13 protein-coding genes, 2 pseudogenes and 1 riboswitch are annotated in these 14,848 nt (G+C 57.9%); of the genes and pseudogenes, 9 read left to right on the top strand and 6 right to left on the bottom strand.

Annotated elements, in window-relative coordinates:
* Nucleotides 1-15: 15 nt before the first annotated feature.
* A complete protein-coding gene (gene cobF, locus RX331_RS26545; protein ID WP_317252723.1) occupies nucleotides 16-765 on the top strand; it encodes a precorrin-6A synthase (deacetylating) in 750 nt (249 codons plus the stop codon).
* Nucleotides 766-818: 53 nt separating this feature from the next.
* Nucleotides 819-1,874: a nicotinate-nucleotide--dimethylbenzimidazole phosphoribosyltransferase gene (cobT, locus tag RX331_RS26540; RefSeq protein ID WP_317258255.1), complete on the top strand. Its 1,056-nt coding sequence runs from the start codon at nucleotides 819-821 to the stop codon at nucleotides 1,872-1,874.
* Here cobT and RX331_RS26535 read toward each other — a convergent pair.
* Both RX331_RS26535 and RX331_RS26530 read right to left on the bottom strand, forming a co-directional pair.
* Nucleotides 1,869-2,441 carry a histidine phosphatase family protein gene (locus RX331_RS26535; RefSeq protein WP_317252722.1) on the bottom strand — a complete coding sequence of 191 codons (573 nt, stop codon included), beginning with the start codon at nucleotides 2,439-2,441 and terminating at the stop codon, nucleotides 1,869-1,871. The two genes, cobT and RX331_RS26535, sit on opposite strands and share 6 nt — an antisense overlap.
* A gap of 177 nt (nucleotides 2,442-2,618) precedes the next feature.
* Nucleotides 2,619-2,806: riboswitch (cobalamin riboswitch) on the top strand.
* A gap of 93 nt (nucleotides 2,807-2,899) precedes the next feature.
* Nucleotides 2,900-3,184: a hypothetical protein gene (locus RX331_RS26530; protein ID WP_317252721.1), complete on the bottom strand. Its 285-nt coding sequence runs from the start codon at nucleotides 3,182-3,184 to the stop codon at nucleotides 2,900-2,902.
* Between the two features lie 780 nt (nucleotides 3,185-3,964).
* On the opposite strand from RX331_RS26530, the gene RX331_RS26525 reads away from it, so the two are divergent.
* From RX331_RS26525 to RX331_RS26515, 3 genes are all read left to right on the top strand, one after another.
* The gene (locus tag RX331_RS26525) at nucleotides 3,965-4,180 is read left to right on the top strand and encodes a hypothetical protein (RefSeq protein WP_317252720.1); all 216 of its coding nucleotides are present in this window, start codon (nucleotides 3,965-3,967) and stop codon (nucleotides 4,178-4,180) included.
* A gap of 632 nt (nucleotides 4,181-4,812) precedes the next feature.
* Nucleotides 4,813-6,216: a dicarboxylate/amino acid:cation symporter gene (locus RX331_RS26520; RefSeq protein ID WP_410708323.1), complete on the top strand. Its 1,404-nt coding sequence runs from the start codon at nucleotides 4,813-4,815 to the stop codon at nucleotides 6,214-6,216.
* 895 nt (nucleotides 6,217-7,111) lie between these two features.
* Complete coding sequence (locus RX331_RS26515; RefSeq protein WP_317252719.1) at nucleotides 7,112-7,411, top strand: hypothetical protein; 300 nt, start codon at nucleotides 7,112-7,114, stop codon at nucleotides 7,409-7,411.
* Between the two features lie 287 nt (nucleotides 7,412-7,698).
* Here RX331_RS26515 and RX331_RS26510 read toward each other — a convergent pair whose 3' ends face one another.
* The 3 genes from RX331_RS26510 to RX331_RS26500 form a co-directional block, all read right to left on the bottom strand.
* Complete coding sequence (locus RX331_RS26510) at nucleotides 7,699-7,935, bottom strand: DUF2188 domain-containing protein (RefSeq protein WP_317252718.1); 237 nt, start codon at nucleotides 7,933-7,935, stop codon at nucleotides 7,699-7,701.
* Nucleotides 7,936-8,007: 72 nt separating this feature from the next.
* Nucleotides 8,008-8,358: a hypothetical protein gene (locus RX331_RS26505; protein WP_317252717.1), complete on the bottom strand. Its 351-nt coding sequence runs from the start codon at nucleotides 8,356-8,358 to the stop codon at nucleotides 8,008-8,010.
* Between the two features lie 514 nt (nucleotides 8,359-8,872).
* The gene (locus RX331_RS26500) at nucleotides 8,873-9,025 is read right to left on the bottom strand and encodes a hypothetical protein (RefSeq protein WP_317252716.1); all 153 of its coding nucleotides are present in this window, start codon (nucleotides 9,023-9,025) and stop codon (nucleotides 8,873-8,875) included.
* A gap of 318 nt (nucleotides 9,026-9,343) precedes the next feature.
* On the opposite strand from RX331_RS26500, the gene RX331_RS26495 reads away from it, so the two are divergent.
* Nucleotides 9,344-9,595, top strand: coding sequence for a hypothetical protein (locus RX331_RS26495; RefSeq protein ID WP_317252715.1), 252 nt, complete (start codon nucleotides 9,344-9,346; stop codon nucleotides 9,593-9,595).
* A gap of 166 nt (nucleotides 9,596-9,761) precedes the next feature.
* Nucleotides 9,762-9,998: pseudogene (locus tag RX331_RS26490) on the top strand (transposase domain-containing protein); the annotation flags it as partial.
* A 727-nt stretch (nucleotides 9,999-10,725) separates the two neighbouring features.
* Here the strand turns inward: RX331_RS26490 and nolL are convergent.
* Complete coding sequence (nolL, locus tag RX331_RS26485; protein WP_317252714.1) at nucleotides 10,726-11,814, bottom strand: nodulation factor fucose acetyltransferase NolL; 1,089 nt, start codon at nucleotides 11,812-11,814, stop codon at nucleotides 10,726-10,728.
* Nucleotides 11,815-12,907: 1,093 nt separating this feature from the next.
* Here nolL and RX331_RS26480 point away from each other — a divergent pair.
* Nucleotides 12,908-13,132 (top strand): hypothetical protein, encoded by a 225-nt coding sequence (locus tag RX331_RS26480; protein WP_317252713.1) that lies wholly within the window; start codon nucleotides 12,908-12,910, stop codon nucleotides 13,130-13,132.
* Between the two features lie 199 nt (nucleotides 13,133-13,331).
* Nucleotides 13,332-14,591 (top strand): annotated as a pseudogene (locus RX331_RS26475) (LPS-assembly protein LptD); the annotation flags it as partial.
* Between the last annotated feature and the right edge of the window lie 257 nt (nucleotides 14,592-14,848).

The raw sequence follows: 14,848 nt of genomic DNA, 5'->3' as shown, positions 1-14,848 counted from the left end.
CCCTTCGCATAAGCTATGCTGACGCTCTCCCTGATAGGCATCGGTTGCGGCGATCCCGAGCAGCTTACGCTTGCTGCCGTGCGCGCGATCAACGCCGCCGATCTCGTTCTCATCCCGCGCAAGGGGGACGTGAAATCCGATCTCGCCGAATTGCGGCGGACGATCTGCGCGCAGGTGCTTGACAACGACCGGACGCGGATCGCCGAGTTCGTCATACCGGTGCGTGACGCCGGCCAAGAGGATTACCGCAAGGGCGTGGATGAATGGCACGATGCCTTGGCCTCGACCTGGTCGCACGAAATTGCGCAGCATCTCGGGAGTGAGGGGCGCGTTGCCCTGCTGATCTGGGGAGATCCTTCGCTATACGATTCGAGCCTGCGGATCGCGCGAAGGCTTGATCCGTTGCCAGCCATCGAGGTCGTCCCCGGTATCACGTCAATCCAGGCGCTTTGCGCGGCACATTCGCTGCCGTTGAACGAAATAGGCGAGCCTTTCCTGGTGACAACGGGACGACGGCTGCGCGAAGGCGGTTGGCCGCACGGCACGAACACCGTGGTCGTGATGCTCGATGGCGGTGCGGCGTTTCAGTCGCTCGATCCGGCAGGGCTGCACATCTGGTGGGGCGCCTATCTCGGCATGGGTGAGGAGATCACGATGTCGGGTGCGCTGGCCGAAGTGGGTCCAAGCATCGTCGCCGCTCGACAGCAAGCGCGCGAAAGGCAGGGCTGGATCATGGACAGCTACATTCTCAAGCGCGGATCGTAGCGCTCCCCGCGCGCGGGCTCGCTCGTAACGACAACATGCAACGGCAGGACATCATGCTACCGGAGTGGGTCTATCAGGAGTGCCCCGACGTTTCAGTCATCCATCGCGATGCAGCGCTGGCCCGTCAGGCTGAACTTACCAAACCAGACGGCGCACTCGGCCGGCTCGAGCATCTCGCGATCGAACTCGCCGGTCTGCAACAAACGGAGCAGCCGCGGGCCCAAAGCGCGCCGATCATCGTCTTCGCTGGCGATCATGGGATCGTCGCCCAAGGCGTATCGGCCTATCCGCAGGAAGTCACGATCGCGATGATGTCCAACTTCGCCTCGGGCGGCGCCGCAATTTCGATTCTGGCGCGCGAGCTGGGCTTGAGTCTTGAGATCGTCGATGCGGGCACGCTCGCGGAAGTTCCGATCGAGGGTGTCGTGACTGACAAGCCGCGGCGGAGTAGCCGCGACTTTAGCCAGGAAGCGGCACTTGAGCCTGCGGAGTTGGCCTTAGCCCTTGACTGCGGCAAGCGCGCGGTTCTGCGGGCTGCCACGAAAGAACCCGATCTTCTGATCCTTGGCGACATGGGTATCGGCAATACCACGACTTCGGCGGCAATCGCCGCCGCCCTGCTCGGCGTGAGCGCCGAGCAGGTGGCCGGCAGCGGAACGGGCCTAGATGCAGCAAAGCGCGCACGTAAGGCGCACCTGATAGACGGCGCGTTGGCTCGTCATGGGCTCACAATAGCAGGTACTGCTCCCGACCGGATCCTGTGCGCCGTCGGCGGTCTGGAAATTGCGGCGATCACTGGCGCGATCATCGCCGCCGCACAGCGTCGCGTTCCGCTTCTGATCGACGGCTTCATCGTTTCCGTCGAGGCATTGGCAGCGGTGCGTCTCAATCCTTCCTGTCGGCGATTTCTTTTATTCTCCCATCAATCGGCAGAGCAGGGGCACTGCCTGGTTCTTCAGGCCTTGAGCGCCAAGCCACTATTCAATCTGGATCTTCGGCTCGGCGAGGGAACGGGCGCCGCGCTAGCATTGCCGATTCTGCGGCTTGCATGCGCCCTGCATAACGGCATGGCGACCTTCGCGCAAGCCAAGGTTCCGAATCGATCATAGAGTGACGTTCTGATTTACCGACACAACCCGCCAATCGTTCCGCAGCCGATCAATTCGCGTTATGGACAGTGGATGAATAACGAAGCGCAAGGCTGCTCGCGGTTCGACATCGAGGGCGACGCAGAGCGCAGCGCGAATAGTGCCAGAGTGAACCACGAGCGTTGCAAGACCGGGAGCTATCTTGTGAAGCCCGAGCCGAACCCTGGCAATTTGATCTTCGAAGCTTTCGCCGCCGGGTGGCCTTGAGCGAGCGGCATCCTTCCAGAACTGCGCATAGCTTTCTCCTCCGAAAGCGAGATCGTCGTGACGTCGGCCGGTCCAATCTCCTAAATTCTGCTCCATGAACTCACGCACCGGGATTGGATCAAGGCGGAGGGCACGCGCTGTATCGAGAGTTCGTTGAGACGGACTTGCATAACTGACGGCGTTCTGCGGCAAGGACCTCCGCACGGCGTCCAAATGCGTCCGATCACCAAGGTCGGCCGGAGCATCGGCAGGGTGAATTGTACCTCCAGGGCAGTCGACAACCGCATGCCGGACCAGCCAAAGGAAGGTCTCTCCTTCCATGCAATATCTCCGAAAGTGTGACGGCCATGCTGTGTTGTTCCAAGTCAGGATAGGGCACTCCATCTCCGCCATTGTCAATGCGAGAAGGAGTCGGCCCGACACCGCCGTGCGGATACGTATCTTAGTCATCAATTTCCGTCTTCGACCCAGGCCAGCATTGACTGCCGGCCGGGCTTAGTTCTAGATGTTCGTGACGGTTCGCTGTTCTGGGGATGAAAAGGGAATGCGGTGTGAGAGATTCCTCAACGCCGCAACTGTACGCGGAGAATCTTTCGTCAGATGCCACTGGGCGACACGGTCCCGGGAAGGCGACGCAAGGTAACGACCCGCGAGCCAGGAGACCTGCCGTCAGCCGTGGTCACACGCGAAGATGTCGGTCCGGGAGTACAGACATTGGCCTCACCTGAGGTTTTGGCCCGAAGGTGAGACTTGGTTCGCTGTGACGTGCCACAGACGTCTTACCGAGATTCGAAACTTGTCTTCCTCCTCCGCCGGCAATTTGCGCGCAACTTCTTGCTCACATCCACCTTTCTCGCTTCGGCACTCGCCATTGATGACGTGCGTTGCGGAATGACGAACAACTCGATTTCCTGTTCGGTAAGTCCCGCCTTTGCCAACCCATGCAGCGCGGTCAGGGGAAGCTGCTTTCGCACCGCCAGGGCGAGGTCCGCCTGAGAGCGTATGACCTCTCCAAGGACCGAGCGTCCGCCGCGCGTCGTTGCTACGATTTCGACAATGGACACAGGGCCTCCCTCGAGCGGCAACATGCCGTATAAATAGCGGCATATTGCCCGATGCAAGAGCCCCGAGCGTCCCATTCTTCAGGTCGTACTCCGTGTAAAATTTCGTCTGCTCTTTCAGGCGCAGGTTCATGAAGGGAAACCATCACTTCTGGATCCATGGGACCCTTCACACGTTGGATTTCCCTATCCTCATGAGCTCTCGGCGGATCCACAGCGCCCTGATCGTCCGCCTCTGCGCCTGCCAATTATTGTTCTAAATAACGGCATAGTTGCTGGCGCCGCTTGCCATTCGGCGCTTGGGATATAGTTCGCCAGGCAAAGATCGCATCAGTAAGTCAATCCTGACCTTACCGGTTTGGCCAAGCAGCCGAGCCCCAACTATCCGCGAGGCAGGCCGAGGCTGTCGGCCAAGGACTGGATCGAATCCAGGCGCCATCACCAGCGCTGATAAAGCCTTGCTGCAGATCCTGAGCTGCCAATGCGCTTCGCTCACCGTGCGGCCTCCGTGCCGTGTATCGATGATGACTTCTGCTTCTGCGAAAGTTTTGTGACCGACGTCTGGTTCTCGCGCGCATCCGACGTCTAGTGATGATGTTGTGGCTGCGCACCAACAGTCTGGATCTGCTTTGGTTTTGGCCCTGGCGTGTAGAGCGCAACGGCCAACAGCAGACAGCCGTCAGTACCACGACGGACCAACGGCACCATCTATGTTGACCAAGATCAATGGCGCTGCAGGTATTTCTGGGTATAATGGGTGATCTGGTGATTTGGAGCTACGGGATGTCAGCAACCGAAATCGCAGCACGTCATTTCTCTGCCGCCATTGCGGAAGCGGCAGGCGCGGGCCACGCGACTGACAGCGTTTGCCGAGCGCTGCTCGGTCTCCTGGTCACGAAATATCTCGAGAGCCGGCCCGTCGCCGACGTTCAGTCGGAGCTGCACTTTGTCGCCGACAATTGCGATCCGTCCACGGATTTCATGTTCATGCGGCCGTAGTGAGCTATCGCCTATAATGCGTCGCGCTGACCTTGTCATTGCGACCCGTTGGCTCGCAATGACGATGGGGGTTGGCGGACGAGTCCACTAACACCCCGCCGGCTCGCCCACCATGTTCGGCTGCCGCGCCAGCGAGACCGCGGGCGATGACCGCCTGCGCGGCGAAGATCGCGGCACCAGATAAAGCCATATAACCCGCCGACGATGGCCATCAATGTCGCGCCCAATTTGCGTCAAGAAATTGGGTCGCGGCATCTTCATGCCGACCCTAACCTAAGCTCCAATTGTGGCGCGATTGGCAATAACTGCGCAGAGCCGAGCATGGGCACAATAGAATCTCGTTCAGCTTGAGGCTGAAATGCCTTGAACCTCACGTGGCGTCAGGTTGTAGCATGCAACATGACCAAACCTATTCCGCGACGCGTCGATGGCGAATCGGCTCGGGTGGCGGTTTGGTTGCCGTGCGCATGAAAGGCAATATGGAACCGAAGGGTGTTTGAAGCGACCCCATCGCTGATGAAGGCGCAAGAACGCGATCTTTGGAAAATCCATATCACCGATGCGCGGCGCAAGGCCTAAGCGGCAATGCAAGAAAGAAAAAGAAGAGGGGAGTAAACGTGGCAACGATTGTGATGACGACGGCGCCGACTGCACCCACCGCATCGAAACAGTGGTATCGGATCCTCTACGTTCAAGTGCTGATCGCGATCGTGCTCGGCGCACTCGTTGGCTGGCTCTGGCCAAATCTGGCTACCAATGACTGGATCAAGGCGCTCGGCGACGGCTTCATCAAGCTGATCAAGATGGTGATCGCGCCGATCATCTTCTGCACGGTGGTTTCGGGCATCGCCCATATCCAGGACGCCAAAAAGGTTGGACGCATCGGCATCAAGGCGCTGGTCTATTTCGAGATTGTCTCCACTTTCGCTCTGGTGATCGGCGTCATCGTCGGCAATCTGTTGCGGCCCGGCGCAGGATTTGGTAGCGCCGCGGCGAACGCACAAGCTGTGGCCAACTACGCGAAGCAGGCGGATGCGCAGAAGACCGTGGACTTCATCCTGCACATAATTCCAGACACCGTGGTCGGCGCGTTTGCGCAGGGCGAGATCCTGCAGGTGCTGTTGTTCTCGATCCTGTTCGGCTTCGCGCTCATGGGTCTTGGCGAACGCGGTCAAGCCATCCGCTCCTTCATCGATGACGGCGCTCATGGCGTGTTCGGCGTGATCTCGATCGTGATGCGGGCGGCGCCGGTCGGCGCTTTCGGCGCCATGGCCTACACCATCGGCAAGTTCGGCTCCGGTGCGATCCTCAACCTGATCGGGCTGATCGCGACGTTCTATGTCACGGCGGCGCTGTTCGTGTTCGTTGTGCTCGGCATTATCGCGCGGATAGCAGGCTTCTCGATCTTCAAGTTCCTGGCCTATATCAAGGACGAACTGCTAATCGTGCTCGGCACCTCCTCGTCGGAAAGTGCGCTGCCATCGTTGATGGAAAAGCTCGAGCGTCTTGGCTGCTCGAAATCGGTGGTCGGGCTCGTCGTGCCGACGGGATACTCGTTCAATCTCGACGGCACCAACATCTACATGACTCTGGCGACGCTGTTCATTGCGCAGGCGCTCGGCATCAATCTTTCCTTCGGCCAGCAGCTGACCATTCTGGTCGTGGCCATGCTGACGTCGAAGGGCGCCTCCGGCATAACTGGTGCCGGCTTCATCACACTTGCTGCAACGCTCGCCGTGGTCGATCCGCGGCTAGTGCCGGGCATGGCGATCGTGCTCGGCATCGACAAGTTCATGAGCGAATGCCGGGCGCTCACCAATCTCTGCGGCAATGGCGTTGCCTGCGTGATCGTCGCCTGGTGGGAAGGTGAACTCGATCGCGAGAAGCTCACGGATAGTCTCAGCAAGCAGATCGATCCGGCCGATCTCGAGAACCGGGCTGACGACGGACTGAGCCGGTTTACCCTGCAATCAAATGATCAGGGTAAACTCACGAGAATCGATAAAAGTCAGGGGAAAGCTCAACCGCTCCTCTGACGTTCACCCCAAGTCGTTTCTGATTTTACTCAAGGGGTAGTTCCCAACCGGAGGTGAGCAAAGCACTCGGGTAAAGGTCATCACCCTCCGTCGTTGGCGAAAACTCTACTGCGTAAGGCTGATGCCGCCCACCCCTCGTAGTGCACTCGCGGAGAGGATGTTATCCGGCTGGGAGAATGCACAGCGAAAGATCATCGCGGATCTAGTGCTGGACAGGATTCCCATGGAAGAAGCGTCCGTTGGAGCTCGCGTTGCCTGGTACGCAATTGCGAGCGCTTGAAATCCTGAATTCCTGTAGGGGCATGAAAAGTCGCGACCGATAGCCCCTTTGTAAGCAGCGGTCGCGACGGAAGTGTTCCGCATCCAAGGGGCGAGCGCAAGAGCTACCCACCCCCAACCAAGAGCTACCCACCCCCAACAATGAGCGGGGCTTGTCTCTCTTGAGACAATGACGTGCGGCGACTCAGCGCAAACAAAAAGGCCGCCTTTGGTGTGGCGGTCTTTCAGCATGACAGCGGAAGATTAAGACAGGCGAGGCACGAACCCCTTTCGTATCCCGCGATGGGACCACCTGCCGGGCTACATTCCGTCGTGGTGCATCACGCCTCATGGGAAGCCCTGGGATATTGTGCCTGAACAGGTGCGGCATTTTTGCGACCGCTTTGAGCCAAATTTTCCTGCGAAGCTCTTAATCACCCGAGTTTGCTCGTCGCTTCCGTCGCATCAAAAACGGTACGCATGAGTAGTTCTGCAATGTAACGCGCCGTCGGAGCCGTAGTGACGTTAGCTGTGCCAGCTTTTCGGGGTAGCGAAACCAAAAATCTCTATGAAAGAGGCTGAGGTTCTCAATGAACTCGGGAACATGCTCTGGCAGTTTTAATCCCAGATCCCTCGTATGGCTAAGCAGCGCCGAAAGATCATGCGAGCGTTGCCACCGACCTGGCGGGTGCGCTTGTATTCGATGAAAGCCCTGGTGCCGGCCACGCTGGACCCTACGATGAAAAGCCCCCTATTCTTGAAATCCGTCGACATCCGACTCAAGTCTCGCTTATTCTCACCAAATTTTCTGATAGAAATTTCGCAATTCGCTGCGCCTCTCATACGGGATGCCGTCGCGCAGATCGAAGCCAATCGTCTTTTCGAACAACGAAAGACTCTCTGGCCGTCGAAACACTCCATCACGATCCAACGCTGACAGCTCGCAAACTCTACCACTCCAAACGGGGCCGCGCACTCTTCGTCATTTCTATGCCTCAATTCGCGAATCGCGCTGAAAGCATGACACGCTTAACGTGCCTTTGCCTGAGGCTGCCAGGGCAATGCGCGCCAAATCATCGATAGGCCGGCCGGTGCAATCCAAAGCGAACCCGCCGCCCGCAAGGGCGATACATGCCAAATCGTCAGTAGAGCGTCGTTCGAACATGACAGTTTTCTCCGAAAGGGAAATTGCGCCGGCAAAATGAGAATTGCCGGCGCAGAGGATCAGCCCTTGATGGTGCGGGGATCGTTGCCGTAAGTTCGCTCTTCGCGGATCGTACCATCGCTCTTGTGCAGAACGGCTTGGCCAAGACCGCCGCTATCTTGCGCGCGATGACCGGCTTTCACGGCCGCGGCCTCGGAGGCCTTTTGCGTGCGGTGATTGGATACAACTTCGCCGCCCTTTTTGACGACCCAGCCATCACCTTTCGGGACAGAATGGAAAACTTGTCGTTTCGTCATCTAGCTTTCCTTCAAATTTAACAGTGTTTGATGATGGAGCCGCGGATTTTCGCCGCAGCTCGATCGAGGATGCTATGCAGTGGCAGTGGTGTTGATCTGGTCAGAATTGGTCGGTCGCGCCGTCGCGGAAGCCGTGTCGAATAACTGGTTACAATGCATGATCATCGACTCAATGAAACGGCCTTGGATCACACCAAGGTCTGCCCATCTCGTCTTGAAAGCCGTGCTGGGGATGAAGTTAAGCGTAAGCCGGCCAGTGTACGCCGTCGGCCTCAGCCAGCCGCGCCGGGTCCACTGATCGGGCGTATGATAGAAATCGCCGTCCTTGTCGACGGCCCAAGTCACGACATTGCCGTCGCGGATAGCCTTCTTGAAGGCCTCCAGAAGCCGGCTCGGGTCAGTAGTCTCGAAGTTGATAGCCATTGTCGTCATCTCTTGTTGAGACGACAGAAGACGAGAAGGGCACTTGACAATTATCGTTTACAATAACTACTCGCCATGTGATCACACCTTCCCTGCCGCCAGGTTGGGACAGAGGCCGAGCGGTGTTTCCACCACCTCTCGGGCCGCGCTATGTCCGCCGACGCGCAAGTTTCGGATTGCGGACGGCGTCATCAGTGGAAATTGGGAACGATCGTTCCAACTTTCAAGCAACTGTGAGCCGAATTTTTACCGTGGATTGTGCGTGAACGCTGATTGACTCCATGAGTCGCGGCTTCACTGATTCGCGATATAGCGTAGGCTTGCGGCATCGCATCGGGACGCGCGGCCGGTAGCCGGCGGCCTCTTTCACTCGAGTACTTCATAACCAAAAGCCACGCCTTCGGGATCGTTTCCCTCGAACCACTTTTCCGCGGCGTCTTGATTGGCGAAGACCTTGATGTGCTCAACCTGCTTGCTGGTGTTGACGTAGACAAAAACGGTCCTCGGTCTCTCTTCAGCTTGCGCATGCCCCAATGATGACTTTTGCGATCGGGATGACGCCGATCCGGGCCAACATCGTCGGGCCGCCGCTCTCTGCAACAAGGATGAGCGCCTCCGTGGCAGCCTGCCATTCCGGCGCGGAGTGTTCGGCCTTCGGCAGCTCCATGATACAGCTGGCGGCATCCCTCAAGGTGAGGAGCCGGCGGCCATTCGGAAGCGAAATTGGATCCTCAAACGAGGTAGACCAGGGCTAGGGAAAATAGCCTTTCTAAAATAAGGGGTGAGGCCGCCACGAGGGCACGCAGGGGCCCTGATCGCGCAGTATACAAGGCGGGGCTGGTAGCCATTTGCGCGACCTGCAGTCACGCTAGACCCGTTCAGACGGGCCGCAACTTTCGCCGGCACCGGGCATGACCGCGGTTACATAGGAACAGTCGCGCTGCAACGACGTTGTCAGCGGAATCCCCCAATGCGGAGCTTTCCCATGCGACAACAGCGCACGCAACGATCGACTGTGGCGGCGCCAGCGACAACGATCAGGGCGCCGACCGAACTTCCGACAACTGGTTACGCCCTCATTGTCGATGGCCATGCGAAACGAGAGTTCAAAACCCAGGATTCTGCTATCGAAGCAGCCAAAGACTTGAAGACGCGCTTTCCCAACCTTCAGATCAAGGTTTACGATGCGGAAGCAAAGCGGGCTGAGCAGATCGAGATCGAACCCGCTCCGGCCTAAAAAAGCAAATCGGCAACTGTTTCCCCATTGGCAGCACGGGGCAATACTCGCGCCATTGATTCCATGACAAGGTTGGCGATCGAGGCGAGCGGCGTCATTGCGCTGCGTATGACAAAACTCATGCTGGGCGGAAAACGGGCGGCGCGGCGAGAGGCCAAACAGCGAGCTACGGGCCGTCGCTGTGGGAAGGAGAAACTGGACCTTCGCCGGCTCCGATGAGGGCGGCCGGCGGGCTGCTGCGATCTACACCCTCATCGCCAGCGCCAAGCTCAACGACATCGATCCATAGGCTTGGCTCGCGGACGTGCTCGCACGCATCAACGATCATGCTATCCAGAGGCTGGCTGAACTACTGCCGTGGAACTGGCGAGAGCCTGTGCCGAGCGATGTCGAAGCGGCGTGAGCCAAGAGGACACATGCGAGCGAGCGGTCTATCCGCGGCAGATAAATCGGCGGTGACGCCCGCCTGCCAACAGCTCATTGACGGCTTCCTGAAGCCGCGCTTCATGCTCACTATCCGGCCGACGCAGTTCAACTACCCCGTCGACATCCTAGGAAAGTGGCACGGCACCAAGTATCGCTTCATTCAACGCTATCGCGGAGCGACTTGCCAATCTAATGGCGGTCTTCTGCATTCTCAGCTGGCGCGTACTCTGGCTCACCATGCTCAATCGCATCGCCCCGGACGCGTCACCGAAGCTCGCATTGACGGACACCGAGATCGCATTGCTCGATCGGCTCGCCAGCCACCGACGATGTCGCCCTGGAACCCTTGCATTTTAACTTACCAAACTAGCACGATTGGGTGGCTATCTGGCCAGGGCGGGCGATCCGCCGCCTGGAAATGTTGTCATCTGGCGCGGCCTCTCGAGACTCACAGATATCGAACTCGGCGCCGAAATCGCAGCGGCTGGAAATGTGGGTAATTGAAAGCCTCACCGGACGGATACGAATTGTCAGCATCAGCGATCTCCGCTCGAGCGGCATGACGACACAGTCAATAAGGACTACGTCACTACAACCGATGCTCGAGGAGACGAACCAGAAGCCGGGCTCTCCAATGATCTATGAGTATCCGGACCAGTCACGAATTCAGATCTCGGCTGCAGCTAACTGTCCGCCGGCTGACCTTAAAAGCCGCTGCGTGGTGGCGCTCCCAGAACGAGCTGAGATAGATAGGGAATGTCGCGCACGATCCAGCGTACCATTAGTGCGACGGCAACAATCGCTCCGCCAAAGATTCCAGCGACTGTCAACCTGGTCGTCAGATCCCAAAGTTCTCCGTACGGCATCCAATCCATGAAACGAAAGACGGTACCTTGGATCAAGTATAGCAGCAGCGTGCTCTGACCCAGTTCCACGGTGATAAAGCGGGTCACTCGATTTGAGCGGCCAACTTTCCAGCATTGAAAGATGAGCTCGATCACGATTGCTGAGGCCGCTGCGGAGCCAAGAAGCATCAGAAGTACGTTTTTTGCCGAGTCCATATCGTGCATTAGGGCGAGATTGTTGTAGATGTAAGTGTCTTTGCGCCAGCCTAGAAAGCACACCAAAGCCGCTATGGAGAAAAACCCGATTAAGAGCGGCTTGTGAGATCGCGTTATGCTCGTCCACCGTTCTCTCGATTGAGCAAACCAGAATCCCAGGCAGAAAAACGGGTAAGTATACTTTATGAGGGGCGATATGGAAAACGTCAGAGGTGCAAGTTCGACTAGTATGACTGATACGAGTAAGATCCAGGGCGACCAATGATTGAAATTCGAAAGAATTTTGACGAGAAGGAAAGAAACAAAGGCAGCCCAGATGAACCAGTATGTGCCGGCGGAATCGTTTAGAAACTCCAAAACGCTGCCTGGCGCGCTTACAGACGGGCTAAATATGGCCAACTTGGCTGTCGCCAGCATAGCGTACCAAAACAGCGCGGGCACCAAGAGCTGCATCGCACGATCACTAATGGCTCGAGTGAACGACTTTCGCAAGAGCGCTCGCCAAGAAAGATATCCGCTTATTGCCATAAAGAGTGGCATGTGGAACATGTAGATCAATTTAAAAAATGGCGACTCCCAGAAGCCTTCATCTCGGTAGACGACATATTGGATCAGGTGACCGACGATCACCAAAATGATGAGCACTCCTTTCGCGAAATCTAAACCCAGATCTCGATCGTTTGCCTCTGGCGTGCGTGCCCCGGGCACAGTCGATCCAGTTACATTTTGCAATGTATCAAACCTCTCGATATCCTCGATGAGCTGAACAGCCGTTTGACTGGCGAATACCCGCTGCTACTAGGTACTGGCCGTACGCTGGATCAGCAAAAAGGCGGCTCACCATAGTCGTTAATTCAGAGGTCCCGGCCAGCATCAACGGCATTCCTGCCGGATGTCGCGGGTCTACTCTCCCAAACGCTGCAAGTGCCACGACAGCCAGCGGTTCAGACCGGCTTGCAATATCGGGGTGTTGCTGAAGGAAACGTGCGAGCGTCGTTCCCGACCTGGGGAGACCGGGAAGCAAACACACCTCTGACGATTTGTTTAGGGCCGAGTTTCATGATGTGCCGGTAGACTGGAGTAAGGTAAAGGCGCTGATTGTGTCAAGAGAGGTAAGCCGAGCTGCCGAACCCCGGTATACAGCTGCCCACCTATTATGAAAAGCACTTCGCTGACGTGCAATCGATCATTCGGCGATTGCGGAGGCATTTGCCATCCACACTCTACGGCTTAGCTGACGGAGGTCGATGACATGTTCTATTGTACGGAGGGTATAGAAAAGAGGGGACCAGCTATACGAAGGTTTACCCGTGTAAGTTCTACCCTCGCTTGTATCGGGTTTCCGAAACGAGCAGGCGCGTTGCAGCGTGTGCCGACCGGGGGAGGGTGCAACGAACTGCAGGATGCGCCAAATCGCGTCTTGCGGCTGGTGGTACGACGGAAGCCGCTGCTGCGAGATGGCGGAGCCTTGGCGCCGCCTAACAACAATCCAAACGCCGCCTTTCGCGATGCCGTATTCGCCCGGATAGTGCTCCTGGTTATTAGCCGTATAATACCGGTCATTCATCAAAATTTATGTTTGCGTTCGCCCGGCTGTCTCAAACTGGCAGTCGGGCTTTCGCACCGCATCATCCGGTGACGTGTTTCTCTGCGCTCGTCATTGGAAGCGTCGTTTTCCTGATCGAAATAATATTTTATCCTGCGGGGTTTGGATTTGAACTTCGATCAGCCTAGTCGGCTTCGCACGGACGCGGAATTAACGAAATCTTAGCGCTAACCATGCCGATCATCTGTTCTTGTGAACACCGTGGGAGGGGGCTTCCCCTTGCTTAAAGACGGCACTTATGCGGCGTGGTTTACGATGCCGTTCGGCCAAGACACCGGCATCGCCCACGTCGCAGACGGCAAAATCTGGGGCCGTGATAGCGTCATGACCTACAGCGGCTCTTGCGAAGTCGATGGAGCTCATTTTACCGCGAGTGTCACAACAAAACGGCATACTGACGGGCAGCCAACGGTCTTCGGCAACGATCAAGAACTAGAGAGCTAAAGCTTGTGGGAACATGCGCCGGGAAGATTGCCACTTGCGTTGGCGCGGCGGAGCAGGTTCCAGGAGTGCTCCTTAAGGGAACGCTCATTTTCAGCGAACAACAGCCGCCTGCGCCGCCCGTGGCTCGCGCTGCGATAGTTGATCAGCGGTAGCGCTCCGGCAATTCGGGAGTTTATCAGGATCAAACTTTAGCATCGGCTACCTGTCGTTCTCCGGCAACCAGGACAAGGTGCCGGTGATCCATCCGGTCATCGACTACAACAATGTCTTCAATCACCGGATCCTCGGCGGCGAGGTCAGCTACAAGACGAACTTCACCAGCCTGTCGCGCACGACGGCGGCCTTCGACCCGATCACGACGCTGGCCAATACCAACGGCCTCTGCCTGACCGCGTCGGCCGATCCGCTGGCCCGCATCCCCTCGCAGTGCCTGCTGCGCGGCATGCCCGGCACCTATACGCGGCTCACCGCCGAAGCGCAGTGGCGGCGCTCGTACACCGATCCGATCGGCCAAATCTGGACGTCGTTTGCGATTCTGCGCGCCGATGCGATCGACGCCTCGATCTCGGACCAGCCCGGCGTTTCGAACTTCCTGCCCGTCGGCGACACCCAGGCGCTCCGCCTGATGCCGACGGTCGGGCTCGGATATCGCTACCCCTTCATCAACGTTCAGCCGTGGGGCACCACGACAATCGAGCCGATCGCGCAGATCATCCTGCGCCCCAACGAGACCTTCGCCGGCCGCCTGCCGAACGAAGACGCGCAGAGCATGGTGTTCGACGCCAGCAACCTATTCGCAGTCGACAAGTTCTCCGGCTACGACCGTGTCGAAGGCGGCGGCCGCGCCAATGTCGGCGTGCAGGCGACCACCCAGTTCGATCGCGGCGGCAGCGTCAACGTGCTGTTCGGCCAGTCCTACCAGCTGTTCGGCCTGAACTCGTTCGCGGTGGCGGACGCGACCAATACCGCGCTGAATTCCGGCCTGCAGAACACCCGCTCCGACTATGTCGCGCGCGTCAATTACTCGCCGAACCGCACCTATACGTTCAGCGTGCGCTCGCGCGTCGATGAGGCGACGTTGAACGTCAATCGCTTCGAAGCCGAGGGACGCGCTTCGTTCGACCGCTGGTCGGTCAGCATGATGTACGGCAATTACGCCGCCCAGCCGGAACTCGGCTATTTGACCCGGCGCGAAGGCCTGCTCGGCACCGCATCGATCAAGCTGGCGTCGAACTGGGTGGTGTCGGGCGAAGCGCGCTGGGATCTTGAAGCCAACAAGCTGAACCAGTACATCATCGGCGCTGGGTATGTAGACGATTGCTTCGTGCTGGCAGCCAACTACGTCACGTCCTACACATATTCGGCCGGGACGACGCCGCCGGTGCTCAATCACGCCTTCATGCTGCAGATCGGCCTGCGGACGATTGGCAGCTATTCGAGCGCTATTCCGTTGAAATAGACTTTCTCTCTCTCTCTGCAGATGCGTCGCTGTTCGGAATGGAATGTGATCCCGCGAGAAAGTCTGCGGACTCCTAGTTCCTGAGCATGAATGGTTTTATATTTTGGATCTCAGCACCTTTTTTCGGCAGACCGGAGGCGAGCTAGTCGGCCGTTCTTTAATCGCGGGCACGGTGTCAACCCCGATAGACAAAAATGATCCGCTGCCGGGTTCATGGTTCTTTCCGCGGTCGTCTCTATGCAGGAGCGCCGCATGGT

It is taken from the genome of Bradyrhizobium sp. BWA-3-5 (genome assembly GCF_032917985.1).
Lineage (GTDB): Bacteria > Pseudomonadota > Alphaproteobacteria > Rhizobiales > Xanthobacteraceae > Bradyrhizobium.
The sequence above is the reverse complement of the archived record's forward strand: the minus strand, read 5'-3'. Positions and strand labels throughout refer to the sequence as shown.

What these genes read in the sequence shown, in the direction of transcription:
- RX331_RS26500 (WP_317252716.1), bottom strand. Translation starts at nt 9,025, where the DNA reads ATGGAGCTGCCGAAGGCCGAACACTCCGCGCCGGAATGGCAGGCTGCC.
- RX331_RS26515 (WP_317252719.1), top strand. Translation starts at nt 7,112, where the DNA reads ATGGCTAAGCAGCGCCGAAAGATCATGCGAGCGTTGCCACCGACCTGG.
- RX331_RS26505 (WP_317252717.1), bottom strand. Translation starts at nt 8,358, where the DNA reads ATGGCTATCAACTTCGAGACTACTGACCCGAGCCGGCTTCTGGAGGCC.
- cobF (WP_317252723.1), top strand. Translation starts at nt 16, where the DNA reads ATGCTGACGCTCTCCCTGATAGGCATCGGTTGCGGCGATCCCGAGCAG.
- RX331_RS26510 (WP_317252718.1), bottom strand. Translation starts at nt 7,935, where the DNA reads ATGACGAAACGACAAGTTTTCCATTCTGTCCCGAAAGGTGATGGCTGG.
- RX331_RS26495 (WP_317252715.1), top strand. Translation starts at nt 9,344, where the DNA reads ATGCGACAACAGCGCACGCAACGATCGACTGTGGCGGCGCCAGCGACA.
- RX331_RS26535 (WP_317252722.1), bottom strand. Translation starts at nt 2,441, where the DNA reads ATGGAAGGAGAGACCTTCCTTTGGCTGGTCCGGCATGCGGTTGTCGAC.
- RX331_RS26520 (WP_410708323.1), top strand. Translation starts at nt 4,813, where the DNA reads ATGACGACGGCGCCGACTGCACCCACCGCATCGAAACAGTGGTATCGG.
- cobT (WP_317258255.1), top strand. Translation starts at nt 819, where the DNA reads ATGCTACCGGAGTGGGTCTATCAGGAGTGCCCCGACGTTTCAGTCATC.
- RX331_RS26525 (WP_317252720.1), top strand. Translation starts at nt 3,965, where the DNA reads ATGTCAGCAACCGAAATCGCAGCACGTCATTTCTCTGCCGCCATTGCG.